Origin of the sequence: Comamonas jiangduensis, from assembly GCF_030162955.1 — a bacterium.
GTDB classification, from domain to species: domain Bacteria; phylum Pseudomonadota; class Gammaproteobacteria; order Burkholderiales; family Burkholderiaceae_C; genus Comamonas; species Comamonas jiangduensis.
In genome coordinates this window covers 115,987-139,597 of sequence record NZ_JARXOV010000007.1, presented here as the reverse complement: position 1 = coordinate 139,597, position 23,611 = coordinate 115,987, and the positions used below count along the sequence as shown (strand labels likewise).

The following is a 23,611-nucleotide window of genomic DNA, read 5'->3' as shown; positions in this document are numbered from 1 at the left end:
TTTGACGATGTCTACTGCAACATTGACGGCACCCGCGATTGCACCTATCAGCGGTCGGTCCAAACTCTCGGTGCGGGATTTGAACTTCTACTATGGCAAGTTCCACGCGCTCAAGAACATCAATCTGGAAATCCCGGAAAAGAAAGTCACTGCCTTCATCGGCCCTTCGGGCTGCGGCAAGTCCACGCTGCTGCGCACTTTCAACCGCATGTATGAGCTCTACCCCGAGCAGCGCGCAGAAGGGGAAATCTTGTTGGATGGCGAGAACCTGCTGACCAGCAAGCAGGACGTGGCGCTGATCCGTGCCAAGGTGGGCATGGTGTTCCAAAAGCCCACGCCGTTTCCCATGTCCATCTACGACAACATCGCTTTTGGGGTGAAGCTGTTTGAAAGCCTGGACGGCGCAGACATGGATGAGCGCGTAGAGTGGGCGCTGCGCAAAGCCGCGCTGTGGACCGAGGTGAAAGACAAGTTGCACCAAAGCGGCTCGAGCCTGTCGGGCGGCCAGCAGCAACGCTTGTGCATTGCCCGCGGCATTGCGATCAAGCCCGAAGTGCTGTTGCTGGACGAGCCTTGCTCTGCGCTCGACCCCATCTCTACCGCCAAGGTGGAAGAGTTGATTGCCGAGCTGAAGAACGACTACACCGTGGTGATTGTTACGCACAACATGCAGCAAGCAGCCCGCTGTAGCGACTACACCGCCTACATGTATTTGGGCGATCTGGTGGAGTTTGGAGAAACCGAACAATTGTTCTTCAAGCCCCAGCGCCGCGAGACCGAAGACTACATCACAGGCCGATTTGGCTAATCCAGAAGGAAACAGACATGCCCGATAAGCATTTGTCGACCCAATTTGACAGCGAACTCAATCGTATTTCTTCGCGTGTGATGGAACTGGGCGGTCTGGTAGAACGCCAGATCAGCCAGGCCATCTACGCATTGACCCAGTTCAATCTGGAGGCGGTGCAGCAAGTGGCCGCACTGGAAGAGCGTGTGAATGCCATGGAGGTGGAGATTGATTACGAGCTGACTTCCATCATCGGCCGCCGCCAGCCCACAGCGCGCGATTTGCGCATGCTGATGGCTTTTTCCAAAGTGACTGCCAATCTGGAGCGCATGGGCGATGAAGCGCACAAGATGGCCCGCATGGTCAAGTCCATCATCGAAAGCGGTGCAGCACGCAATCTGCCCTCCAGCGAGTTGCGGGTGGCGGCCGAGATGGCTTCTGCACTGCTACGCAAGGCACTGGATGCCTTGGCGCGCTTGGACACCAAGGCCGCGCTGGGTATCTTGAAAGAAGATGATCTGATTGACGATGAGTTTGATGGCTTTGTGCGCAAACTCATCACGTACATGATGGAAGACCCGCGCACCATCTCGGCCAGCTTGGACCTGCTGTTCCTGGCCAAGGCCATCGAGCGCATTGGCGATCACTCCAAGAACGTGGCGGAGCTGATCATCTACCTGGTCGAAGGCAAAGATATTCGTCACCTGTCGATGGATGTGATTGAGTCCACCGTGCGTTAAACGAGCTTAGGTAAGAAGCATGAAGAAATTGCCGCAAGTACTGATCGTGGAAGACGAGCCAGCGATTGCAGAGCTGATCGCTGTGAATCTGCGCCACAACGGCTTTGCTCCTTTGTGGGCCGAAGATGGCGTGAGTGCGCAGCGTGAACTGGATGCTGCCTTGCCCGATGTGATCTTGCTGGACTGGATGTTGCCTGGGGGCTCCAGCGGTTTGAATCTGGCGCGCAAATGGCGGGCTGACCCACGCACCAAGCAAGTTCCCATTTTGATGCTGACGGCGCGTGGCGATGAGCCCGACAAAATTGCGGGGCTGGACGCGGGTGCGGACGACTACATCACCAAACCCTTCTCCACCCAAGAGCTGCTGGCTCGAATTCGCGCAGTATTGCGCCGGCGCACGCCAGAGCAGGCGGGCGAGCGCGTGCAGGTGGGTGCTTTGGTGCTCGATAGCGACACGCACCGCGTGACCTTTCAGGATCAGTTGCTCAAGCTGGGGCCTACCGAGTTCAAACTGCTCAGTCACCTGATGCACAACCCCGAGCGCGTGCACAGCCGTGCGCAGTTGCTGGACAAGGTGTGGGGCGATCACGTCTATATTGAAGAGCGCACCGTTGACGTGCACATCAAACGCTTGCGCGAAGCGCTGGGTGAGGCCGGCGCTTTGGTGGAAACCGTGCGTGGCGCAGGCTATCGTTTGTCGACCAACGCTTAAGGATGAGTGATGGTGGCTTGGCGCTGGATGGAGTTGTTGCTTTTGCAGGCCGTGCTGGGTGGCGCTGCTGCTTGGCTGTGGGGTGTGTGGGCGGCTTTTGCGGGCATGGCGGTGGCTGCTTGGCTGTGGATGGCATGGGATAACTGGCAGGTGCGCCGCTTGCGGCAGTGGCTGATGCAAGGGGAGCTGACGGCGGCCTCGCCGCTGCAAGGTATCTGGGGGATGCTGGCCACTTATGTGCGACGTGCCGTGCGTTCGCGTGAGCAGGCCGTGGTGGCCGCAGAGCAGCGGGTCCAAGATATTTTGGCGGCGTTGCAGGCCAGCCCCAATGGCCTGGTGCTGCTGGATGCGCAGGGCCACATTGAGTGGTGCAACCGCATGGCGGAGCGCCACTTCGGTTTTGATGCACAGCGCGATATCCAGCAAACCATTGGCAATTTGGTGCGCGACCCGGCTTTTAGCAGCTATTGGTCCAGCCAAGACTTTACGCACCCGGTGCTGATGGTGGGGCGCGACAGCACACCATCACGGCCGGTGATGTTGTCGGTGCATATCTATCCGTACGGCGATGGCCGCCACTTGCTCTTGGCGCGCGACATTACGGCACTGGAGCAGGCAGAAGCCATGCGCCGTGACTTTGTGGCCAACGTCTCGCATGAAATTCGCACACCGCTGACCGTGTTGGTGGGGTTTGTTGAGACGCTGCAAACCTTGGAGTTGTCGCCCCAAGAGCACAAACACTATCTGGCATTGATGGCCCAGCAAGCAAGCCGCATGCAGAACTTGGTGCAGGATCTGCTCACGCTGTCACGCTTGGAAGGCAGCCCGCTGCCCGGTTTGAGTGACTGGTTTCCCGTGTCGGCCATGCTGCGCCAGTGTGCGATAGAGGCACAGGCGCTGTCCAAGTTGCTGACCAAGGGCGCTGGTGCGGTGCACGCCATCACATTTCCGGCGGCCGATGCACCGGGCATGGATTGGGAAATTGCAGGCACGCAGGCCGAGTTGATCAGTGCTTTTTCCAACCTGATCAGCAATGCACTGCGCTACACGCCAGCAGGCGGGAGTGTGCAGGTGCGCTGGGAGGTGCAGCCCGATGGCAGCGCATGTTTCTCGGTCAAAGACTCGGGGCCAGGCATTGACCCCGCGCACATTGGCCGGTTGACGGAGCGTTTTTACCGGGTGGACCGCAGCCGCTCCAGAGATACGGGCGGAACTGGGCTGGGACTGGCGATTGTGAAGCACTCCTTGCAGCGTCACGATGCCAAGCTGGAAATTCACAGCCAGCTGGGCGCGGGTGCCACGTTCAGTGCACTGTTTCCAGCCAATCGCCTGCGCAGTGCGCGCCATGCGCAACCAGTGGTTGATGTGGAGCCCAAGTAGGCAGTCTGATCGCAGCAGCGAGGCTGCTACAGACCCAAGAAAAAAGGTGGCCTCCAGCCTAATGCCGGTCAGTTAAGAACTGACTGGCATTTTTTGTTGCGAATTTGCTGGGGTTTCGCTGGACCGCTCTGGGGTATGAACGCGCCAAGCGCCGCTCGGGAATCACGAACCAATGGGCTGGATCAAAGAGCAGCGCTAAATGCCTGGGCAGCGTAGCGGCTGACGCCAGGGGCAAAGCGCAGCACATTGATGATGGCCATGGCGCCCGCATCAAAGCCCATGCGCGAAGGTGCGGGCCAGCGTTGGCGATAGCGCGGTGTGCAACCCAACGCATGCAAGTAAAAAGGGGACGGTTGAATACGTCCCCTTTTTACTTGCATGCTTGCGACTGGCTGAACTGACTGGCATTAGGCCTCCAGCCACCTTTTTTATTTGTGTGCCAGCAGCACTTTGCGTAGCAAGAAAACAAAAAGAATAGCTACTAGCGCAAGTGCAATAGCACTTCCAATCCAAAAAGGTGTTGGATTCGTTGACCAGTAAGCGCTGGTAGCTTCATTTTTATAAGCAAGCCAATAGCCGCCGCCCAAGCCGCCGCCCCATAGCAAGCTGCAATACACCACCAGCGGCGCGACCGTGACGCGCCAGCAGCGCAGCAAGAAAATGCATACGCACTGGATGCTGTCCGCAGCGTGGTACAGCGCCACCCACAGCAGCAATGCAGAGGTGAGGGCGATCACGCCGGGGTCGGCGGTGTAGACATGGGGTATGGCATGGCGCGCAACCAGCAAGCTGCCGCTGAGCACTAAGCCGCTGACGAGCGCAATTTTGACGCCCAACCATGCCAGCGCTTGCGCCTGTGCCTCGTTGCCTGCACCGCGCCACCAACTCACGCGCGCGCTGATGGCAATCCCCAGTGACAGCGGCACCATGTAGCACACGGCAGCCAAATTGGCCGCAATTTGATGGCTGGCTGCAGCCAGTGCCCCTTGGCGGGCAACAAACAAAGCCACCAGGGTGAAGGAAGTGACTTCAACCAAGATAGACAGCCCCGCAGGCACGCCCAAGCGTAAAAAAGCACCCAAACGGCGCCAATCAGGGGCTTCCATGCGTTGCCAAAGCTGCAGCGGAGCGTAGAGCTTTTGGCAGCGCATCAAAATCACCGCCAAGATGGCAATCGCGTAATCCACCAGCAAAGTGGCCCAGGCACAGCCGGCAGCGCCTTGGGCTTCAATGCCCCAGCCACCAAAAGTGAACCAGATCGACAGCGGCACTTTCAGCACTAGGGCGCCGACTTGCAACCACGTCACCAGTTGGGGGTGCCCCAGTGCCTGGTTGAGTGTGGTGTATAGAGGCGGAAAAACATGGCCGATGGCAACGCCCAGCCCACAATCATCAAGTAGGCGCGCACATCGGCTTGCATGCTTTCAGGCACTTCGGTCCAGGCCAGCAGGGTGTCAGGAAAGACCAGCACCAGCATGCCCAAGGCCGTAAAACCGAAGGCGAGGTAGAGCGACTGGCGGAAAGAGGCGCCAATCGCTGTGGTCTCCCCCTTGCCGTGCTGCTCTGCCCAGATGGGCAGCAGGGCCTGCAAAACGCCCATGAGTGAAACGTAGACGCTCACAAACACCGCCGATGCGACGGACAAGGCAGCCAGCGCATCGGAGGAAAAGCGCCCTGCGACAATGGTGTCCGTCACGCCAAAGGCCATGACAGCCAATTGCCCGGCAAGCACGGTGCCTGCATGCCGCGCGATGGTGGCAAGTTCACGCATCCATCACTCCCGCTTTAAGGCGCGCGGCGCAGCACCAGCAAGTGATCGCGGCGGTCGGTAGGGCGTGCCACTTGCTCCACCAACTGCCATTGCGCAGCGATGGCGCTGTCCATGGCAGACCAAGCGGCGGGGGTGGCAATCAGCCAGTTGCAAGTGGTGCCTGTGCCGGTGTTCAAGCCGCTTTCTAGCTTCCATGGCGTGTGAAAGCGAAATGCGGTGGTGAGCGCGGCGTTAAAGCCCAGGGTGTGTACGCACTGCACATGCTTGGGCATGACTTGGGCAACCGCATTCACATGGGGCGCATAGCTGCGGCCATAGTCCAGCATGGGCAGCCACAGCGTCATCAACAGCACCCAGCCCAGCACGGTGCCGCCAGCGGGCACGGCCAAGCTCTTCCAGATGGCTGCGCGATGGCGGCGCGTACGCCACGCCACCAGCAGTAGCCAAGCAACGGTGGCTGCCAGCGCCACCAAGAAGGGAAAGAGGGCAAATGAAGGCTCAAAACCAATCGCCAGGCGTTGTACGTTCTCTGCGGGCTTGGCTGGAAAGCCAGTTTGCACGGAAATCCATACCACCCAGATCGTGATGGCCGAGATGGAAAAGAAGAACAGCGTCAGCCAATCGATTAACGCCGCCAAGCTGCGTTTGAAGGTGGGCAGTGCAAATGCAGCCAAGGCGGCAATGGCAGGCAGTGCCAGAATCAAGGCGCGGTCACCGTCCTGGGTGAAGATGGTGCAAAACAGTGCCGTGGCCCATAGCCACAACGGCCATGCCACATGGGGGTTGTGCGCAGGGCGTTGCAGCTGCCAGCGCCAGCGCCACATGGCCCACAGCGACAAAGGCCAGGCGGGCCAGCTGAACCACATCAGCAAACGAGTAAGGCTTTGCCAGTCTTTGCCCTTTACCCAGGGGTTAATCAGGCGGTACTCCCACAGGCCCAAGGCCGAGGCGGTAGCCGCGGCGACGCCGATTGACAGCAACCACCATGCCGCCCAGCTATAGCGCTGGGGCAGTTTAGGAGTTTGAATGCACAGCGCCATGGCAGTGGCACCTGCGCCCAGAACGGCCGCCATAGATGGTGCGCCTGCCAATGTGAGCGCCAGCGTGCCGAGTAACGCAGCCACTGCTGATAACTTGGGTTGCCACCACATGGAGGCCGCCGCAAAAAAGATGGCGCTGACGGCGCTCAATTGCACAAGCGTATGGCTGGTTTCGTGAGAGAGTTGGGTCAGGCCCAGGCAAGCCAACAATGCCAACAAGCCACCATCGGCTAGTGCACGTGCATAGTCGGTGGGAGAGGCTTCTCCGCCAAAAGCAAAAGCCACGGGCTGTGCACCCGGGCTGCGTGCCAAGTTAAACACCGCACGCCAAGTGCACAGCAGTGTGACAGCAAGTAGAAGTATGAAGGGCAGGCGCACTACCAAGTCTGCGGGCATGGCGGCTGGCAGCCACTGCAGCGCCCAAGCACCCAGCCAGTATTGCAGCAAGCCTGGTGCGCTGGGCACCATGCCATCCAGCTGTGGCTGCAGCCACGAACTCTCTCCCTGTGCCATGGCTTGCATATAGCCAAATGCCGTCATGTCTACTTCACGCCAAGGCTCTCTGCCTACAAAACCTGCGAGGATGTAGATGGTGCACAACAGCAACATGATCCAGCGAGGCAAGCTGCGGGCTGCATTGTGGGCAACGATGGCGGGTGAGGGCGGATTCATGAAAGCGTTCTCAGCAGGCCTGATACAAGCCGGGCGATGGATCAAAAATGAGATTGGGGCTAAGCATGCCACGACTGCAGTGAATGTGCTGCGATGTTGGCGTTGCAGGATGGCTGCCGCTTGCAAATGAAAAAAGGCAGCCTGGTCGCCCAGACTGCCTTTTGGCGAAGAGGTAAAAAATTACTTCTTGCCGAAGCGGTTGCGGAACTTTTCCACACGGCCGCCCATGTTGTCCACCGACTTTTGTGTGCCAGTGTAGAAGGGGTGCGATTCAGAAGAAGTATCCAGCTTGAACAGAGGATATTCCTTGCCTTCGAAAGTTTCTGTTTCTTTGGTGTTGACGCAAGAACGTGTTACGAACTTGAAGTCGTTGGACATGTCAACGAACAGAACTTCACGGTAATCGGGGTGGATGCCTTCTTTCATGATCTTCCTTTAGTCAAGTGCGGCAGCCGTGTCGAACCCGAAGCAACCTTTGCTCCGAAAATGCATTCCACATACTTACCGCAATAAAAGCCCTGCATTATAGCTTGAGGGGCCAAATTTCTGCCAAGCGCTTGGGCTATTTAGCCACCGCGACGCATCATGTCGAAGAACTCGACGTTGGTCTTGGTTTGCTTCATGTTTTTAAGCATGAGCTCCATCGATTCGATTTCGTCCATGTTGTACATGAACTGACGCAAGATGCGCGTCTTTTGCAGAATCTCAGGAGGCAATAGCAGCTCTTCGCGGCGGGTGCCCGATTTGGATAGATCGATTGCTGGGAACACGCGCTTTTCGTACAAGCGACGGCTCAGGTGGATTTCGCAGTTGCCGGTGCCCTTGAATTCTTCAAAGATCACTTCGTCCATACGCGAGCCGGTGTCCACCAGTGCGGTGGCAATGATGGTCAGCGAGCCGCCTTCTTCCACATTGCGTGCCGCGCCAAAGAAGCGCTTGGGGCGATGCAGTGCATTGGAGTCCACACCACCGGAGAGCACCTTGCCCGACGAAGGAACGACGTTGTTGTAAGCACGGGCCAAACGTGTGATCGAGTCCAGCAGGATCACCACATCTTTCTTGAGCTCAACCAAGCGCTTGGCGCGTTCAATCACCATCTCGGCCACGTGCACGTGGCGAGTGCCAGGCTCGTCAAAGGTCGAGGCGATGATTTCGCCCTTGACCGAGCGCTGCATTTCCGTCACTTCTTCTGGGCGCTCATCCACCAGCAGCACCATCAGGTGCACATCGGGATTGTTGGCCGTGATGGCGTGGGCAATGTGCTGCATCATCATGGTCTTGCCGCTCTTGGGAGGGGCAACGATCAGTGCGCGCTGGCCGCGGCCGATCGGGGCAATGATGTCAATGATGCGGCCGGTGATGTTCTCTTCGCTCTTGATGTCGCGCTCAAGCTTCATCTGTTCCTTGGGGAACAGGGGCGTCAAGTTCTCGAACATCACCTTGTGCTTGTTCGATTCGGGCGAATTGCCGTTGACCTTGTCCAGCTTGGTCAGTGCAAAGTAGCGTTCGCCATCCTTGGGCGTGCGCACTTCGCCTTCAATCATGTCGCCAGTGTGCAGGTTAAAACGGCGTACCTGGCTGGGCGAGATGTAGATGTCGTCGGTGCTGGCGGTGAAGTTGGTGTCGGGGCTGCGCAGAAAGCCAAAGCCATCGGGCAGAATTTCCAGCACGCCGTCAGCGAACACTTGCTCGCCGGCTTTGGCCCGCTTTTTGATGATGGCGAACATCAGCTCTTGCTTGCGCATGCGGCCAACGTTTTCAATATCAAGCGCTTCGGCCTGCTTCAACACTTCAGACACGTGCAGTGCCTTGAGTTCGTTAAGGTGCATCTGGAGTTACTCCTTGCAAGGAGTTCAAAGAAATCTGGGGATGTGGCGAATGCCAGAGTAATCGGCGAGGAGCGCAGTACGTCGATGGCTTGCCAAGATGATCAGAAGCGGCCGCCAATGCTTTGGGCCGTGATCAGGAATTGATTATGACAGGAAAAGAAAGCAAATTGCACACTAGTTTGTGTCTGGCAATTTGCAAAGATGTGGTGCGAGGCTGACACAGGCCTGCGTATGACTGCCAGAGCACGCTGCGCGCCTGCTCTGGCTTGGGGATTTAAGCGATCTGTTGATCGATGAATGCCGTCAACTGGGGCTTGGCCATGGCGCCTACCTTGGTCGCTACCAGTTCACCGTTCTTGAAGACCATCAGTGTGGGGATGCCGCGAATGCCGAACTTGGCGGGGATTTCGCGGTTTTCGTCCACGTTCATCTTGGCAATCGTGATCTTGCCTTCGTAGGTCTTGGCGACGTCGTCCAAAATGGGTGCAATCATCTTGCAAGGGCCGCACCATTCGGCCCAGTAGTCCACCAGCACGGTGCTGCCGGGTTGCAGCACGTCGGCCTCAAAGCTGGCATCGGTGACATGCTTGATGAGTTCGCTTGCCATGAAGTTATTTCCTTGTTGTGTAGTTGGGGCGGGTGCGCTCGCGCGCGCACGTTGGAAGTCCCAATAATTGTGACAGAAACGAATGTCCGGGCGTGCAGCATGGCTGCGCAAAATAGCTATGCCGCGTATAGCTGTGTGCAATGCTGCTAAGGGCGTGGGCAGGGCTGGGTCTTGGGCGAGGCGTTATGCTGCCTGCCCTTTGGTGTTGGGTCACCGTGTCATTGTGAAAGATTGGGTTGTCTATGTCTGCTGCCGCGCTACTGCCAGCTTTGAAATGTGATGTTGCGATTGTGGGGGCTGGCCCTGCAGGGTTGATGGCGGCAGAAGTGCTGTCGGCCCAAGGCGTGCAGGTGCATGTGTTTGATGGCAAGGCCTCGGTGGGGCGCAAGTTTTTGCTGGCTGGTAAAGGGGGCTTGAACCTCACCCACTCGGAAGCTTTTGAGCGGTTTGTGGAGCGCTACGGTGATGCGCAGCCCATGCTGCGGCCGCTGCTGAAAGAGTTTGGTGCAGACACGCTGCGTGCTTGGGCGCAGAGCCTGGGCGTTGGCACGTTTGTGGGCACCTCGGGCCGTGTGTTTCCCAGCGATATGAAGGCGGCGCCCTTGCTGCGCGCGTGGCTGGCGCGCTTGCGTGCACAAGGTGTGGTGTTTCATATGCGGCACTTATGGAAAGGCTGGAATGCCGATCAAGCCTTGCTGATGGATACCCAGGAAGGGGTGCTGCCTGTGCAGGCCAAGGCGACCTTGCTGGCGCTGGGCGGCGGAAGCTGGGCGCGCTTGGGCTCCGATGGCGCCTGGGTGCCGCTGCTGCAAGCCAAGGGGGTGGATGTGGCCAGCCTGCAATCGGCCAATTGCGGTTTTGATGTGGGCGAGCCTGCAGCGGTGACGCCAGATACAACAACCCACCGTGACTTCTTCAAAGAGCTGGTAGGGGCCAAGCCGCAGATTGCCAAGGGCTGGAGCGCGGTGTTTAGCGAGCGCTTTGCAGGCGCGCCGCTGAAGTCGGTGGCGATTCACTTTACTGACAGCCTGGGGCGTAGCTTTGAGCGCCGCGGAGAGTTTGTGGTCACTGCCACTGGCGTGGAGGGCAGTTTGATTTATGCCGTCTCCAACTTGCTGCGCGATGAAATCACGCGCACTGGCAGCGCCACTTTTGCGTTGAATTTGTTGCCCGCTTTCTCGCCAGAAAAGGTGTTGCAAGAAGTGCGTCACCCGCGTGGCGCGCGCAGTTTGTCGAGCCACCTCAAAGGGCGCTTGGGGTTGGACGGGGTGAAGGCTGGCTTGCTGTACGAAGTGCTCAGCAAAGAGACCATGCAAAACCCGGTCAAGCTGGCGCAGGCCATCCAATGTCTGCCGATCACCGTGGTGGCTGCGCGCCCGATGGATGAGGCCATCAGCACTGCGGGTGGGGTGACGTGGGCAGCGCTGGATGAGCAACTGATGTGCAAGGCGCTGCCTGGCGTGTTCTGTGCAGGCGAGATGGTGGACTGGGAGGCGCCTACGGGCGGCTATCTGCTCACCGCTTGCTTTGCCACGGGCGCACGCGCTGCACGTGGCATACAGTCGTATTTGCAGTCATAAATCAATAGCTGCTAGCGCTTGTGAATAAACGATTTCAGTTGGTTTATTTATTGAAATCTTTGATTGATAAGCGCAGCAAGCTATGGTTATTGAATATTTATTCTGTCGGTGATCTCTCATTTGCACATGTCTTTGCGTGATGTTTTAGAGCGCTGGCAGGCGCCTATCTATTTGGTAACTGTGGTGCTTGCGGCTGTTTCTGCCTGGCGGTTTGGTGGCATGCAGGTGCTGAAAGTGGCCATCAACCCGGCGCTGGCAATCATGCTGTACGTCACTTTTTTGCAAGTGCCGTGGACGGCATTGCGTGCGGTGTGGGTGCAAGGCCGTTTTTTGCTGGCGCTGCTGGTGACCAATTTTGTAGCGATTCCCTTGCTGGTGGGTGTGCTGAGCCTGATGCTGCCCAGCGACGAGCTGCTGCGCTTTGGCGTGTTGCTGGTGTTGCTGGCGCCTTGCATTGACTACGTGGTCACCTTCGCGCACATGGGCAAGGCGGATGCGCGGTTGCTTCTGGCTTGCACCCCTGTGTTGCTGGTGGTGCAAATGTTGCTGTTACCCTTTTATATAGAGGTCATGCTGGGTTCGCAGGCTGCAGACTGGGTGCAACTAGGGGCGTTTGCTGATGCCTTCATATGGCTGATTGTGGCGCCGCTGGCGCTAGCAGTGGCCACGCAACGGTGGGCGCAGCGCTCCAGTACAGGTCAGCGTTGGAGTGCTGTACTGGCTTTGCTGCCCGTGCCGGCCACGGCAGCGGTTTTGTTCGTGGTGATGGCTGCCGTGGTGCCGCAGCTGGGGGCTGCACCTGATGCAGTCAGGCAGGTGCTGCCGGTTTATGTGGCGTTTGCGGTGCTGGCACCTGCGGTAGCTTGGTGTGTGGCCCAGCTTTTCAAGCTGCCTGCACCTGCCGCGCGGGCAGTCGCTTTCAGCGGCAGTACGCGCAATTCATTGGTGGTGTTGCCACTGGCATTGGCAGTGCCTGGCGCTATGCCTGTGCTACCTGCCGTGATTGTGGCGCAGACCCTGGTGGAGCTGCTCAGTGAACTGGTGTACATCCAGCTCATGCCCAAGCTGCGTTAGATCAGCAGGTGAGCGTGCGCGAGCCTATGCACGATTGCGGCAGGGCAGCGCACAGCGCAATCAGCATGTTGAGATGGGATGGAGGGGCGAGTATTTCTTTGATTGCCAAAGATGCCCTGGAGAACAGTTGACAACCCTTACCTCGGCACTGGTTCCACAGTTAGGGCTGCTTGGTTCCCCACCTGACCCGGTTGGCCGCTTCCCCATGCGAGGGGGGCTGTCAGAATTGATTATAGGTGGGTTTGCGTCACGCAGAAGTGACGCACGCAGATAAACATGCCTACGCCAAGGATGTAAAGCCCGTAGCCCGTAGAATTCGCCCCTATGTCTTATCTCGTGCTCGCTCGTAAATACCGTCCTCGCAACTTCGCCGAAATGGTGGGGCAGGAGCACGTTGTGCAAGCTTTGGGCAATGCGCTCACGCAGCAGCGTTTGCACCATGCCTATTTGTTCACGGGAACACGTGGCGTGGGCAAGACCACGGTGTCGCGTATTTTTGCCAAGTCGGTGAACTGCACGGGCGCTGATGGTCAAGGTGGTATCACTGCCACGCCCTGTGGCGTATGCCCTGCATGTACTGAAATTGATAGCGGGCGCTTTCCAGACTATATCGAGCTGGATGCGGCTTCCAACCGTGGTGTGGATGAGGTGCAAAGCCTGCTGGAGCAGGCGGTGTACAAGCCGGTGCAAGGGCGCTTTAAGGTCTTCATGATCGACGAGGTGCACATGTTGACCAACACGGCCTTCAACGCGATGTTGAAGACGCTGGAGGAACCACCGGAGTATCTCAAATTTGTGCTGGCCACCACCGACCCACAGAAAGTGCCGGTGACGGTGCTTTCGCGTTGTTTGCAGTTCAATCTGCGCCCAATGGCGCCAGAGACAGTCTTTGAGCACCTGACCAAGGTGCTTGCCAAAGAGGCCATTCCGGCAGAACCGCAAGCACTCAAATTGTTGGCGCGTGGGGCGCGTGGCTCCATGCGCGATGCGTTGTCACTGACCGATCAGGCCATCGCTTTTGGCTGTGGGCAGTTGCAAGAAGACGCTGTGCGCCAGATGCTGGGAAGTGTGGATCGCAGCTATGTGTTTCGTCTGATTGCGGCCTTGGCCCAAGGCGATGGACGCACCGTGGTCGAAACCGTGGATGCATTGCGCTACAACGGGGTGTCTGCCGCTTCCACGCTGGAAGAAATGTCTTCTGTACTCCAGCGTATGGCGGTAATGCAGGTGGTGCCTGATATGACGGCAGCAGTGGATCTGGCTGACCCTGATGCCGCAGCTATGGCTGATTTGGCGCAAGTTATGCCTGCTGATGAGACACAGCTGCTCTACAGCATTTGCTTGCACGGGCGCCAAGAACTCGGTTTGGCGCCTGATGAGTATGCTGCGCTCACTATGGCGCTGTTGCGTCTGCTGGCGTTCAAGCCGCAAGCGGCCTCGCAAAAAGGTGCAACGGCATCTGCGGCAGAAAAAAAAACACTGAATCTGCCTGATTTGCCGGCTGCCAAGACTCAAGCTGAGCCACAGCAGCCACAGCAGCCACAGCAGCCACAGCAGCCACAGCAGCCACAGCAGCCACAGCAGCCACAGCAGCCACAGCAGCCACAGCAGCCACAGCAGCCACAGCAGCCACAGCAGCCACAGTCTGTGAAAGTGGTGCCAGCGCAAATTCCGATTGCTGTGCAAGAGCACGAGGCTTTAAACACCGCGGTGTTGGAGCAAGAGCGATCAGCGCAGGAGATGCCTCCGCCATGGGAGGAACTGCCCCTAGAGGCGATGGATACCGCGCCCGGCTATCTCGATGAGCAGCCCCCGGTATGGGACGATGTGCCGCTAGAAGCTTCGCTGCCGGCAGAAAGCGAAGCCGTGCAAGTGCCAGTAAAGGGCGTAGCGCAGGATGCAATTCAAGCGCTGGAGCCAACTCCCCTGGGAGATACATGGCATGCCATCGTGACGCAACTGGATGAGGCGCAGGCGATTGTTGCGCTGGTGCGTGAGCTGGCGATGCAGTCTCAGCTGATCGCGCAAGAAGGCCATGTGTGGACATTGCGCGTGCAGCGCACTTCGCTCAACCAGGCGATGCCACGTGAACGTTTGCTCAAGGCTTTGGCGCACATCACAGATTGCACCAGCTTGCATGTGGAAAATGGCAAGGTCTCCGATACGCCTGCGTTGCGCAACAAGGCGCGCGCTGAAGCACGGCAAAAACAAGCGGAAGCGATTGTGATGAACGACCCCAGCGTGCAGCACCTGCAGCAAAGTTTGGGCGCCACCATCGTGCCCGGTAGCATTCGCCCGGTATAAGTGAAACAACGTTCGGGGTGTGCCAAGTCGTGGCACTATTGGCACCATCTGATTTTTAAGTGACAAACAAAGGAAACCAACCATGTTCAACAAAGGACAACTCGCCGGTTTGATGAAGCAAGCGCAAGCCATGCAGGACAACCTGAAGAAGGCGCAAGACGAGCTGGGCAACGTCGAAGTAGAAGGCGAGTCGGGCGCAGGCTTGGTGAAGGTGGTGATGACTTGCAAGCACGACGTCAAGCGCGTCACTATTGACCCGAGTCTGCTGGGCGAGGACAAGGACATGCTGGAAGACTTGGTCGCTGCTGCTTTCAACGCTGCTGTGCGCAAGGCAGAAGAAACTTCCAACGAAAAAATGTCCAAGCTGACTGCTGGCATGCCTGGTCTGCCAGGTGGGATGAAGTTCCCCTTCTAAATTACAGGGGACCAGTTGATGCAAGGGAAAGCGTCTGCGCTTTCCCTTTTTTCTTGGTGTTTAGGTGTTAGTCATGTCAGATCTGCAGCCACTCGATCCACTCATTCAGGCATTGCGTCGCTTACCCGGAGTTGGGGTGAAGTCTGCGCAGCGCATGGCCTTTCACTTGATGCAGCGTGACCAAGAGGGTGCGCGCGTGCTCTCGCGTGCCTTGATGGAAGCGGTGGACTCTGTGCAGCACTGCACGCGCTGCAACACTTTTACGCACGATGTGGTGTGTCCTATTTGCCAGGATGCAGGGCGTGATGCTGCACGTTTGTGTGTGGTGGAGACGCCTGCCGATCTAGCAGCGATGGAGCGCACAGGCGCCTACAGTGGTTACTACTTTGTGCTGATGGGACGCATATCGCCCATGGATGGTGTGGGTGCCAAGGACATTGGCTTGCCACAGCTGCTGCAGCGGGTCGTGGATGGTGCTGTACAGGAGGTCATTTTGGCTACGAGCTTTACCACAGAGGGCGAAGCGACGGCGCATGCCGTGACGGAGTTGATGCAGGGGCGCAATATTCATGTGACGCGTTTGGCGCGCGGTGTCCCCGTGGGCAGTGAACTGGAGTACGTGGATCTGGGCACGATTGCGCATGCCTTGGTGGAGCGGCGCTAAAGAGCGGCTTTCATGCACACCAAAAAGCCCTGCAGTGCAGGGCTTTTTGGATGGTGACGCGCTACTAAGCGGCTGTGCAGTGCTTAGCGTTTTTTCTTGGTAGGCGTGCCGCCTTTGCTTTTTTGTGCCACTTTGGTGTCAGCTGCTTTCTTGGTGACAACTGTGGAGCGCACCTGTTTGCTTGGGGCTGACTTTTTGTTGTTAACGCCCGCAGCCTGAATTTTCACGGTTTTGTAGATGTCGAGTGACTGGCCTGCTGAGAGCTTGGCGGTGGTTTTGATGTCATTCCAGCGCGCCAAGTTGGCCACAGTCACGCCGTTGCGGCTGGCCACTTTGGCCATGGTGTCGCCCTTGCGAACCTTGACGGGAGTGCGGCGCGTGACTTCGGTGATTTCTGGAGCAAAGGCCAGCGTGCCGTGGTCTGCAATGTGCGAGGAGACATCGCTCAGGTGCTGTGATGTGCGCGGCACCATCAGCGCAGAGCCTGACTTGATCATCATGCGCGGGGGAATGCGGTTGACGCTGCGTAAGTCTGCTTCGCTCATGCCTACGCGTTGCGCGGCGTTGGCTACGGTCATGGTGCTGGGGGCAACCCATACGGTCCAGCTGGCATATTGGCCGTCGTTGTAGGCAGCAAAGTTGCGCTGAAAGACTTTGGCGTTGTCCCAGGGCAGCAGGATTTGCGTGGTGCCACCGGCAAAAATGGTGGGGCGGTGAAAAGAGGGGTTCAGTGCCTTGAAGTCTTCCAAGCGCACGTCAGCCAGGCGCGCAACCAACTCTACGTCCATATCGCGCTTGATGTCGACCGCTTGGAAGTAGGGGTGGTTTTCAATATTAGGCAGCTCAATATTGAACTTCTCGGGGTCAGCAATGATGTTTTTGACCGCCTGCAGTTTGGGTACGTAATTGCGGGTTTCGTTGGGCATGCTCAGCTCGACATAGCTGGTGCCTTGCCCCTGTTTCTCATTGCGCTTGATGGCACGGCCCACGCTGCCTTCGCCCCAGTTATATGCGGCCAGTGCCAAATGCCAGTCACCAAACATGCGGTGCAGTTTTTCAAGGTAGTCCAGCGCGGCCCTGGTGGATGCAAGCACATCACGGCGGTCGTCGCGAAAGGCATTTTGGGTCAGGTCAAAGTAAGAACCTGTAGCGGGCATGAATTGCCACATGCCTGCAGCCTTGGCGCTGGAGACGGCTTGAGGGTTGAACGCGCTTTCAATGTAGGGCAGCAATGCAAGCTCGGTGGGCATGTTGCGCTGCTCCAGCTCTTCTACGATGTGGTAGAGGTATTTGCTCGAACGCGTGGTCATGCGGTCGATGTAATCGGGGCGGCTGCCATACCACTGCTCTTGGGCGTCGACCAGATCGTGCTCCAGATCTGGAATTGCAAAGCCCTTGCGAATACGCTCCCACAGGTCATTGTTCGACTCCAGTGATGCAACTTTGGAAGTGCCGGTATGCGCGCGCGTGATGGGCTTGAGCGGTGCGTCGTAAGAGGCGGGTGATGTCGCGCAGCCAGCAAGCCATACGACGCTGAAGGCAATAAAAAGATGGCGCAGGTTCATCAGAATGCGTTTTTCCATTCACGCAGCGTGGCCAGCACGCTTGCGGGTTGTTCGGTTTGGGTGTTGGGGCGAAAGCGCAGTGCACTTTGCACTACCTGCTTAACGTCGCAACGCAAAAAAGGGTTGATCGCAAGCTCTTGCGCCAGCGTGGAAGGCAGCGTGGGGCGCTGCTGCTGGCGCAGTGCTTCACAATGCGCGCGGTATTGGAGCAACGCGGTGTTGCTTGGTTCCACCTCGCACGCAAATTTCAGATTGCTGACAGTGTATTCATGCGCACAAGCCACACGGGTGTTCTGCGGCAACTGGGCCAGTTGCTGTAGCGATGCATGCATTTGCTCGGCAGTGCCTTCAAACAGGCGACCACAGCCGCCAGAAAACAGGGTGTCGCCACAGAACAAAATCGGCGCTTGATCAGCAGGCTCGCAATACCACGCAATATGACCAGCGGTATGCCCGGGAACCTCCAGCACACGCCACGGCATGCCCAAGAGATGCAACTGGGTGGCTGCATCCACGCGCACCACGGGCTCAGGCAGCACTTCAAACGCGGGGCCGTATACCAAGGCGCCTGTGGCGTCGCGCAAGGCGTCAACGCCACCCACGTGGTCAGCATGGTGGTGGGTCACTAGAATGGCTTGGAGTTGCAGCTGGAGTGCTTGCAGCGCAGCTTGAACGGGCGCGGCGTCGCCGGGGTCGACCACCAGGGCTTGCTTGCCGTTGTGCAGCAGCCAGATGTAATTGTCAGAAAACGCGGGCAACGGCAAAAGGTTCATGAACGAGGCAAGTGAAAAAAGTCATCCGTGGATGGCAAAAGCTTTTGGGCGCTACTTGCTCGACTGGGAGCAGCAGCGCTGCGATGAGGCGGTGGCTGATATTTTCGGCTATCACAGCCTGCAACTGGGCTTGCCCATGTTGCACGCTCTGCGTCATAACCGCATGCCCCACCGATGGGTGGCATCGCCGACTCTCGATTTAAACCTTGATCGACCAGCTTGCCAAGACCCTGAGCAAGTTCAGCTGTTTTGTGCCCCTGAGGCCTTGCCTTTTGCCGAAGCCAGCATTGATCTGCTGGTGCTGCCGCACACCCTGGAGCTGTGCCAGGACCCGCATGCAGCCTTGCGCGAGGCGGTGCGGGTGCTGGTGCCAGAGGGGCGTCTTTTGCTGTTCGGACTCAACCCCTTTAGCTTGTGGGGACTTCAGCACGGCCTGGAGCGCACACAGGCGCCCAGCTTGAATGCCTGCAAAGGACTGCCTTATTGGCGCGTGCGTGACTGGCTGCAAGTGCTGGCGATGGATGTGGTGGCTGCGGATTTTGGCTGTCACGCCCCGGCTGTGGACAGTGAGGCTTGGCTGCAGCGCTGGCGTTGGATGGACAAGCTGGGCAACAAGGCGTGGCCCGTGCTGGGCGGTGCATACTGCGTGCTGGCTGTGAAAAAGGTGCACGGCATGCGGCTGATGGAGCCTGCATGGCGCTCTCGCAAAGCGACAGCGTCAGCTGCCACGGCGGCAGCGTGCCAGCAAGTGCCGCAAAGGAAAGAAATTTGAACCAGGTTGTGATTTATACGGACGGTGCCTGCAAAGGCAACCCCGGCCCCGGTGGCTGGGGGGTGTTGCTACAGGCGGGCCCCCACACCAAAGAACTGTTTGGTGGTGAGTTGGGCACCACCAATAACCGCATGGAGTTGCAGGCCGTGATTGAGGCGCTGCGTGCGCTTAAGCGCCCTTGTGATGTCCAGCTGTTTCTGGACAGTGAGTACGTGCGTAAAGGCATTACGGAGTGGATTCATGGCTGGAAAGCCAAAGGCTGGAAGACTGCATCCAAACAACCGGTAAAAAATGTCGAGCTGTGGCAGGAGCTGGATGCGTTGGTGGCCACCGCAGGGCACCGTATTGAGTGGCGCTGGGTCAAGGGCCATGCAGGTGACCCGGGCAATGAAAAGGCCGATGAGCTGGCCAACAAGGGCGTGGAGAAAGCTTTGGGAAGAATCTAAAGCTGAAGCTTTAAAAATAGTAGCCGCTAGCGCTCATATGGAAAGGACTTCAGATGGTTTTGTATCTGAAGTCCTTTGTTTTTAAGCGCTGCAAGCTCTGATTTATGCAGCGTTCTGCCCCGGTGCAGATGCACGTGGCAACTGCAACGTAGTGGCCAGCCCTGGGCTGACAAGCCGCCAAGTGATGCTGCCTTGGTGCAAGCGCGCAATAGCGCGCACGCTGGCAAGGCCGATGCCGTGACCAGCAAGCTGCTGGTGCGTGCTGGCGCGAAAAAAGTGCTGTCCCATGCGGACTAGTGCGTCTGCGGGAACGCCCCGGCCATGATCGCGCAGCTGCAAGGTTACGTGGTGTGCGCTGACTTGCAGCGCTATCTCCAGCGCAAAGCATGCTCCGTCGCCACCGTATTTGAGAAAGTTGTCCAGCAAGTTGGACAGTGCATTCGCTAGCAGGTGGGAGTCGCCCAGCACCCATGCATCGTCTTGCGCCTGGATCTGCAGTTGCACTTGGCGATCCACAAAAATGGGGTCATAAAACTCCAGCACCTCCTGCAGCACGCAGCGCAGGTTGAGCGGCGCAAAGCGTTGCTGGCCCAGGCCTGATTCCACTTCCGCCAGCAGCAGCATCTTGGCAAACAGGCGGTTGAGCTGTTGCAGCTCTTCTTGCACCAGCTCCAGCTGCGACTGGCGCTGGGCCTCGGGTGCATCCATGGCTAGCTGTACATGGTGCAAAGTGCGGCTCAGCGGTGTGCGCAGGTTGTGCGCGACCATATTCGATACATGGCGTATGCCGTGCACCAGCTGCTCCAACTGTTCCAACATGGTGTTGATGTCTTGCTCCAGCAGGCTGAATTCATCGCTGCGGCGGCTTTGGGGCAGTCGGAAATGCAAATTGCCTTGCCCCGCCTGGCGCATGGCGCGGCGCAGTGCTGCGGCGCGCTGGTCCATCAAATAGCGAAATGCCACGGCAGCCGCCAGCGACAGGCCCATGACCAAGGCCAGCGCGATGCCCGTGGCCTTGAAATAGCGGTCGCGAATGTCGCTCAGGGGTTGCAGATCACTGCCTGCCAGCAAGAAGCGGTCTTGGCCCAGGTCATGTACCTGCACGCGGCCCAGGAAGTGGCGGGCCTCTTGCTCCAGCATCACGTCTTGCAAACCGGGGCTGGCACGCACCTGTGCCATATCGGCCACGGCATTGCCTGCCCAGACCTGGCCTTGGCGGTTCTGAAAAATCAGCACCTCGCTTTGGCTGTCAATGCCGTCCCCGAGCAGCTGGGTGATTTCTGCCTGCAAGCCCGCATCGCCTTGCTGGCTGTGCGTGTGCAGCAGGCGTTTGCTGGTGCGCAGTGCGTAGTCATCGAGTTGCTGGCTGGCGGTGCCCACCATCTCCACGTAGTACACGGTAAAGGTGCCCGCCAAAATGGCCAGCACCAGCAGGCCAAAACACAACGCCAGCCGAAAGGAGCTGGACTGCCACGCTTGCCAGGCACGGGGCAGGGGGTTAAGGCGCGGGGGCATCGATGCTGTAACCCACGCCGCGGATGGTGCGAATCAAAGAGGGCGCCCCTTTTTCATCGATTTTCTGGCGCAAATGGCTGATGTGTACATCAATGATGTTGGTTTCTGGTTGAAAGTCATAATCCCAGACATTCTCCAGCACCATGGCACGTGTCACAGTTTGGCCTGCATTTTTAATAAGGTAAGCCAGTAGTTTGAATTCGCGAGGGTTGAGCAGAATTTTCTCTTTTTCGCGATATACCGTGTGCGTAATTAAATCCACATGCAGATTGCCTATTTGCATGGCATGGGATAAAGGTGCTTGTGAAAGGTTGCTGCGCCGCATCACTGCCTCCAAACGCGCTTCCAATTCATTGATGAAAAATGGTTTGGGCAAATAATCATCAGCGCCTGCTTTTAAGCACAGAATGCGCTCATCAATTTTTTCTAAGGCACTGACAATAATGACAGGTGTGCTATTGCCAAGCGCACGCAAGGCTTTGAGAATGTCTAGACCATCCACCTCAACAGGCAGCATGCGGTCTAACAAAATGCAGCTCCATGGTTGAGAGAGTGCAGTTTTTAAACCGTTGCTCGCTTCAGCTACGTGGGTAATATGGTAGTTGGATTTTTCTAGATTGCTGCAAATGTATTGGGCAATACCAGTATCATCTTCAATTAATAAAATATTTTTCATTGAGCAAATAATCCCTGGGCACAGAAGGTACCACAGGGATGATTTTAAAGAGCTGGCTTATCTATGCCGGAATGTGTCTTCTGCGCAGTGAGCGTTGCACAAACTTGAAGATTGTCCAGCCCAGCATGGCTACAGTGACTGCCAGCAAGGTGGCACTGATGGGACGATCGATAAAGATGATGGGGTCACCGCGCGAAAGCAGCAAAGCACGGCGCATGTTTTCTTCCACCATGGGGCCCAAAATGTAGCCCAGCAGCAGGGGGGCGGCCTCAAAGCGCAGCAGCATGAACAGGTAGCCCAGCACCCCGAGGATGGCCACCATATAGATATCAAAGCTGTTGTTGTTGACGCTGTACACCCCCAAGGCCACAAAGACCAAGATGGCAGGGTAAAGCCAGCTGAACGGAATGCGCAGCAGCGACACCCAAATGCCGATGGTGGGAATGTTCAGCAGCACCAGCATGATGTTGCCAATCGCAAAGCTCACAACCAAGCCCCAGAACATTTCAGGTTGCTCATTGATCAGCATTGGGCCCGGCTGAATGCCGTGGATGATGAGTGCCCCCAGCATGATGGCCATGACGGCATCGCCGGGAATTCCCAAGGATAAAGAGGGCACAAATGCGGTTTGCGCCGCTGCGTTGTTGGCGGATTCAGGGGCGGAAATGCCCTGAACGGCACCATGCCCAAATTCCTCTGGGTTTTTGGCAGTCTTTTTTTCCACGGCATACGCCATGAAGGCTGCAATCGAAGGGCCCACCCCCGGTAGCGCACCAAGCGCCGAGCCCAGCACCGAACCGCGAAACATGGCGGGGTAAGAACGCTTCATCTCCTGCTTGGAGGGCAGCATGGAGCGCAAGGTGATTTTTTCGACCTTTTGCGTATCGTCCTGACCGTGAATGCCGCGCACCACCTCTGAGACACCAAACAATCCCATGGCCAAGGCCACCAGGTTGATGCCGTCCATCAGCTCTGGAATGTCCAGGGTAAAGCGGGCTGCGCCAGAGTTGACGTCGGTGCCTACCATGCCCAGCAGCACACCCATGACCACCATCGCCAGCCCCTTGATGGGCGAGCCGCTGCCCATGGAAGAGGCGGCCACTAAACCCATCACCATCATGGCAAACAGCTCCGCGGGGCCAAATTTCAGGCCTACTTCTGCAATCGCAGGGGAAAAAAGCACCAGCAGCACCAAACCAAACATGGCGCCAAACAAGGAGGCGATGGTGGTGATGAACAAGGCAATACCAGCTTTACCGTTTTTGGCCATGGGATAGCCATCCAGACAGGTGACTGCTGCAGAGGGCCCTCCGGGCAAGTTCATCAAAATGGAGGCCGTGGAGCCACCATACTGTGCGCCGTAATAGACGCCCGCCAGCATCACAATCGCAGCAGTGGGCGACATGTGATAGGTCATTGGCAGCAGCAAAGAAATGGCTGCCAATGCGCCAATACCGGGGAGTACGCCCACTGCCGTGCCTAGAAATACGCCAAAAAAGCAATACCAAAGAATGGTGGGGTCAGAGGCTACTTGCAGACCCAGTAAAAGGTTATTCAGTAATTCCATGATTTACAGCGCTGGAAACAGGGAAACAGTCATATCCAATCCTGCAATAAAGATCAGGGAAGTGATAACCGCAATCGATATGGCCAATACACCACGCACGCCAAAATGCATACGTTTTGGCAAACTGGCAAGCAAAACAGCAATCACGCTGCTGAGAAAAACACCCAGTACATCTAGCGTAAATGCAAAAGTGATGAGTGCTGCCGTGGATGCGGCCAAGCTGTCCCAGTGCACTTCAATCTTCTCACCTTGGCGAAATAAGGCTGGCACCAAAATCAGCAAGCCAAGGATGCATAAAACCCATCCTAAAACGACTGGCATATAGCCCGGGCCCATGCGTGCTGCAGTGCCAAACGTGTAGTTGGTGCCGGCAATCGCAAAAAATAGGCCGACCATGCTGACAAAGCTGCCAGCGAGTATGTCTCTTAAATCTCTTTTGAGCATTGAACCTCCGATGGTTAGAGGTGTTGATTTTTATGGTTTAAATAGCATTCAGAGCTTGTGCATACTACGTATGAGATCTATTATTAAAAATATTTAATGTAAATGTTAAAAATATTTAATAAAAACTAATATTTGAGATGTTTTGATTTATAAGAATTAAATGTAGTTAACTTGGCATGCCCTATGTTTGGCTAGCGTGAAGAAAAAATAATTACAAAAAAGGCCCTGAATAGGGCCTTGGGGTGTGGTGGTGCAGTGTGCTCAGAGTGGATGCCGCA

22 protein-coding genes, 1 other RNA gene and 1 pseudogene are annotated in these 23,611 nt (G+C 57.3%); 11 read left to right on the top strand and 13 right to left on the bottom strand.

Annotation, left to right across the window (positions count from 1 at the left end; all coding sequences use genetic code 11):
- Nucleotides 1-7: 7 nt before the first annotated feature.
- Genes pstB through phoR form a run of 4 tightly spaced genes read left to right on the top strand, consistent with a single transcriptional unit; the run spans nucleotide 8 to nucleotide 3,619 of the window.
- On the top strand, nucleotides 8-808 hold the full coding sequence (gene pstB / locus QEP12_RS08065) for a phosphate ABC transporter ATP-binding protein PstB (protein WP_174863333.1): 801 nt from the start codon (nucleotides 8-10) through the stop codon (nucleotides 806-808).
- 17 nt (nucleotides 809-825) lie between these two features.
- Entirely contained in the window at nucleotides 826-1,527 is a 702-nt protein-coding gene (gene phoU, locus QEP12_RS08060; protein WP_284213923.1) for a phosphate signaling complex protein PhoU, read from the top strand.
- A gap of 19 nt (nucleotides 1,528-1,546) precedes the next feature.
- Entirely contained in the window at nucleotides 1,547-2,239 is a 693-nt protein-coding gene (gene phoB / locus QEP12_RS08055; RefSeq protein ID WP_219164198.1) for a phosphate regulon transcriptional regulator PhoB, read from the top strand.
- A 9-nt stretch (nucleotides 2,240-2,248) separates the two neighbouring features.
- Entirely contained in the window at nucleotides 2,249-3,619 is a 1,371-nt protein-coding gene (gene phoR, locus QEP12_RS08050) for a phosphate regulon sensor histidine kinase PhoR (protein ID WP_284213922.1), read from the top strand.
- A 182-nt stretch (nucleotides 3,620-3,801) separates the two neighbouring features.
- Here the strand turns inward: phoR and QEP12_RS08045 are convergent, their stop codons facing one another.
- From QEP12_RS08045 to trxA, 6 genes and pseudogenes are all read right to left on the bottom strand, one after another.
- Nucleotides 3,802-3,957, bottom strand: a complete 156-nt coding sequence (locus QEP12_RS08045; protein WP_174864211.1) for a hypothetical protein — start codon at nucleotides 3,955-3,957, stop codon at nucleotides 3,802-3,804.
- Nucleotides 3,958-4,047: 90 nt separating this feature from the next.
- A pseudogene (locus tag QEP12_RS08040) lies at nucleotides 4,048-5,390 on the bottom strand (MATE family efflux transporter).
- Between the two features lie 14 nt (nucleotides 5,391-5,404).
- The gene (locus QEP12_RS08035; RefSeq protein ID WP_284213921.1) at nucleotides 5,405-7,102 is read right to left on the bottom strand and encodes a hypothetical protein; all 1,698 of its coding nucleotides are present in this window, start codon (nucleotides 7,100-7,102) and stop codon (nucleotides 5,405-5,407) included.
- A gap of 180 nt (nucleotides 7,103-7,282) precedes the next feature.
- Nucleotides 7,283-7,528, bottom strand: coding sequence for a type B 50S ribosomal protein L31 (locus QEP12_RS08030; protein WP_219164201.1), 246 nt, complete (start codon nucleotides 7,526-7,528; stop codon nucleotides 7,283-7,285).
- Nucleotides 7,529-7,668: 140 nt separating this feature from the next.
- Nucleotides 7,669-8,931: a transcription termination factor Rho gene (rho, locus tag QEP12_RS08025; protein ID WP_219164202.1), complete on the bottom strand. Its 1,263-nt coding sequence runs from the start codon at nucleotides 8,929-8,931 to the stop codon at nucleotides 7,669-7,671.
- A 274-nt stretch (nucleotides 8,932-9,205) separates the two neighbouring features.
- On the bottom strand, nucleotides 9,206-9,538 hold the full coding sequence (trxA, locus tag QEP12_RS08020) for a thioredoxin TrxA (RefSeq protein ID WP_174863335.1): 333 nt from the start codon (nucleotides 9,536-9,538) through the stop codon (nucleotides 9,206-9,208).
- 242 nt (nucleotides 9,539-9,780) lie between these two features.
- On the opposite strand from trxA, the gene QEP12_RS08015 reads away from it, so the two are divergent.
- Complete coding sequence (locus tag QEP12_RS08015) at nucleotides 9,781-11,118, top strand: TIGR03862 family flavoprotein (RefSeq protein WP_174863336.1); 1,338 nt, start codon at nucleotides 9,781-9,783, stop codon at nucleotides 11,116-11,118.
- A 126-nt stretch (nucleotides 11,119-11,244) separates the two neighbouring features.
- Entirely contained in the window at nucleotides 11,245-12,192 is a 948-nt protein-coding gene (locus QEP12_RS08010; RefSeq protein ID WP_284213920.1) for an arsenic resistance protein, read from the top strand.
- A 126-nt stretch (nucleotides 12,193-12,318) separates the two neighbouring features.
- Here the strand turns inward: QEP12_RS08010 and ffs are convergent.
- An RNA gene (gene ffs, locus QEP12_RS08005) (signal recognition particle sRNA small type) lies at nucleotides 12,319-12,414 on the bottom strand.
- A 102-nt stretch (nucleotides 12,415-12,516) separates the two neighbouring features.
- On the opposite strand from ffs, the gene dnaX reads away from it, so the two are divergent.
- The 3 genes from dnaX to recR all read left to right on the top strand — a co-directional run bounded on the left by dnaX (nucleotide 12,517) and on the right by recR (nucleotide 15,575).
- Nucleotides 12,517-14,496 (top strand): DNA polymerase III subunit gamma/tau, encoded by a 1,980-nt coding sequence (dnaX, locus tag QEP12_RS08000; protein WP_284213919.1) that lies wholly within the window; start codon nucleotides 12,517-12,519, stop codon nucleotides 14,494-14,496.
- Between the two features lie 82 nt (nucleotides 14,497-14,578).
- The gene (locus tag QEP12_RS07995; protein WP_174863337.1) at nucleotides 14,579-14,911 is read left to right on the top strand and encodes a YbaB/EbfC family nucleoid-associated protein; all 333 of its coding nucleotides are present in this window, start codon (nucleotides 14,579-14,581) and stop codon (nucleotides 14,909-14,911) included.
- Nucleotides 14,912-14,984: 73 nt separating this feature from the next.
- Nucleotides 14,985-15,575 (top strand): recombination mediator RecR, encoded by a 591-nt coding sequence (gene recR, locus QEP12_RS07990; RefSeq protein WP_174863338.1) that lies wholly within the window; start codon nucleotides 14,985-14,987, stop codon nucleotides 15,573-15,575.
- An 83-nt stretch (nucleotides 15,576-15,658) separates the two neighbouring features.
- Here the strand turns inward: recR and QEP12_RS07985 are convergent, their stop codons facing one another.
- The gene (locus QEP12_RS07985; RefSeq protein WP_284213931.1) at nucleotides 15,659-17,140 is read right to left on the bottom strand and encodes a transglycosylase SLT domain-containing protein; all 1,482 of its coding nucleotides are present in this window, start codon (nucleotides 17,138-17,140) and stop codon (nucleotides 15,659-15,661) included.
- The gene (gene gloB / locus QEP12_RS07980) at nucleotides 17,140-17,913 is read right to left on the bottom strand and encodes a hydroxyacylglutathione hydrolase (protein ID WP_284213917.1); all 774 of its coding nucleotides are present in this window, start codon (nucleotides 17,911-17,913) and stop codon (nucleotides 17,140-17,142) included. Before gloB ends, QEP12_RS07985 begins: the two co-directional genes overlap by 1 nt.
- A gap of 31 nt (nucleotides 17,914-17,944) precedes the next feature.
- Here gloB and QEP12_RS07975 point away from each other — a divergent pair, with 31 nt between their 5' ends.
- Nucleotides 17,945-18,685, top strand: a complete 741-nt coding sequence (locus tag QEP12_RS07975) for a methyltransferase domain-containing protein (protein ID WP_284213916.1) — start codon at nucleotides 17,945-17,947, stop codon at nucleotides 18,683-18,685.
- Nucleotides 18,682-19,131 carry a ribonuclease HI gene (rnhA, locus tag QEP12_RS07970; protein WP_174863340.1) on the top strand — a complete coding sequence of 150 codons (450 nt, stop codon included), beginning with the start codon at nucleotides 18,682-18,684 and terminating at the stop codon, nucleotides 19,129-19,131. The genes QEP12_RS07975 and rnhA overlap by 4 nt, the downstream gene beginning before the upstream one ends.
- A gap of 102 nt (nucleotides 19,132-19,233) precedes the next feature.
- Here rnhA and QEP12_RS07965 read toward each other — a convergent pair whose 3' ends face one another.
- The 4 genes from QEP12_RS07965 to QEP12_RS07950 form a co-directional block, all read right to left on the bottom strand.
- Nucleotides 19,234-20,646, bottom strand: coding sequence for a sensor histidine kinase (locus tag QEP12_RS07965; RefSeq protein ID WP_284213915.1), 1,413 nt, complete (start codon nucleotides 20,644-20,646; stop codon nucleotides 19,234-19,236).
- Entirely contained in the window at nucleotides 20,630-21,322 is a 693-nt protein-coding gene (locus QEP12_RS07960; RefSeq protein ID WP_284213914.1) for a response regulator transcription factor, read from the bottom strand. The genes QEP12_RS07965 and QEP12_RS07960 overlap by 17 nt, the downstream gene beginning before the upstream one ends.
- 61 nt (nucleotides 21,323-21,383) lie before the next feature.
- A complete protein-coding gene (locus tag QEP12_RS07955; protein ID WP_219164216.1) occupies nucleotides 21,384-22,889 on the bottom strand; it encodes a tripartite tricarboxylate transporter permease in 1,506 nt (501 codons plus the stop codon).
- A 3-nt stretch (nucleotides 22,890-22,892) separates the two neighbouring features.
- On the bottom strand, nucleotides 22,893-23,333 hold the full coding sequence (locus tag QEP12_RS07950) for a tripartite tricarboxylate transporter TctB family protein (RefSeq protein ID WP_174863343.1): 441 nt from the start codon (nucleotides 23,331-23,333) through the stop codon (nucleotides 22,893-22,895).
- Nucleotides 23,334-23,611 lie beyond the last annotated feature (278 nt).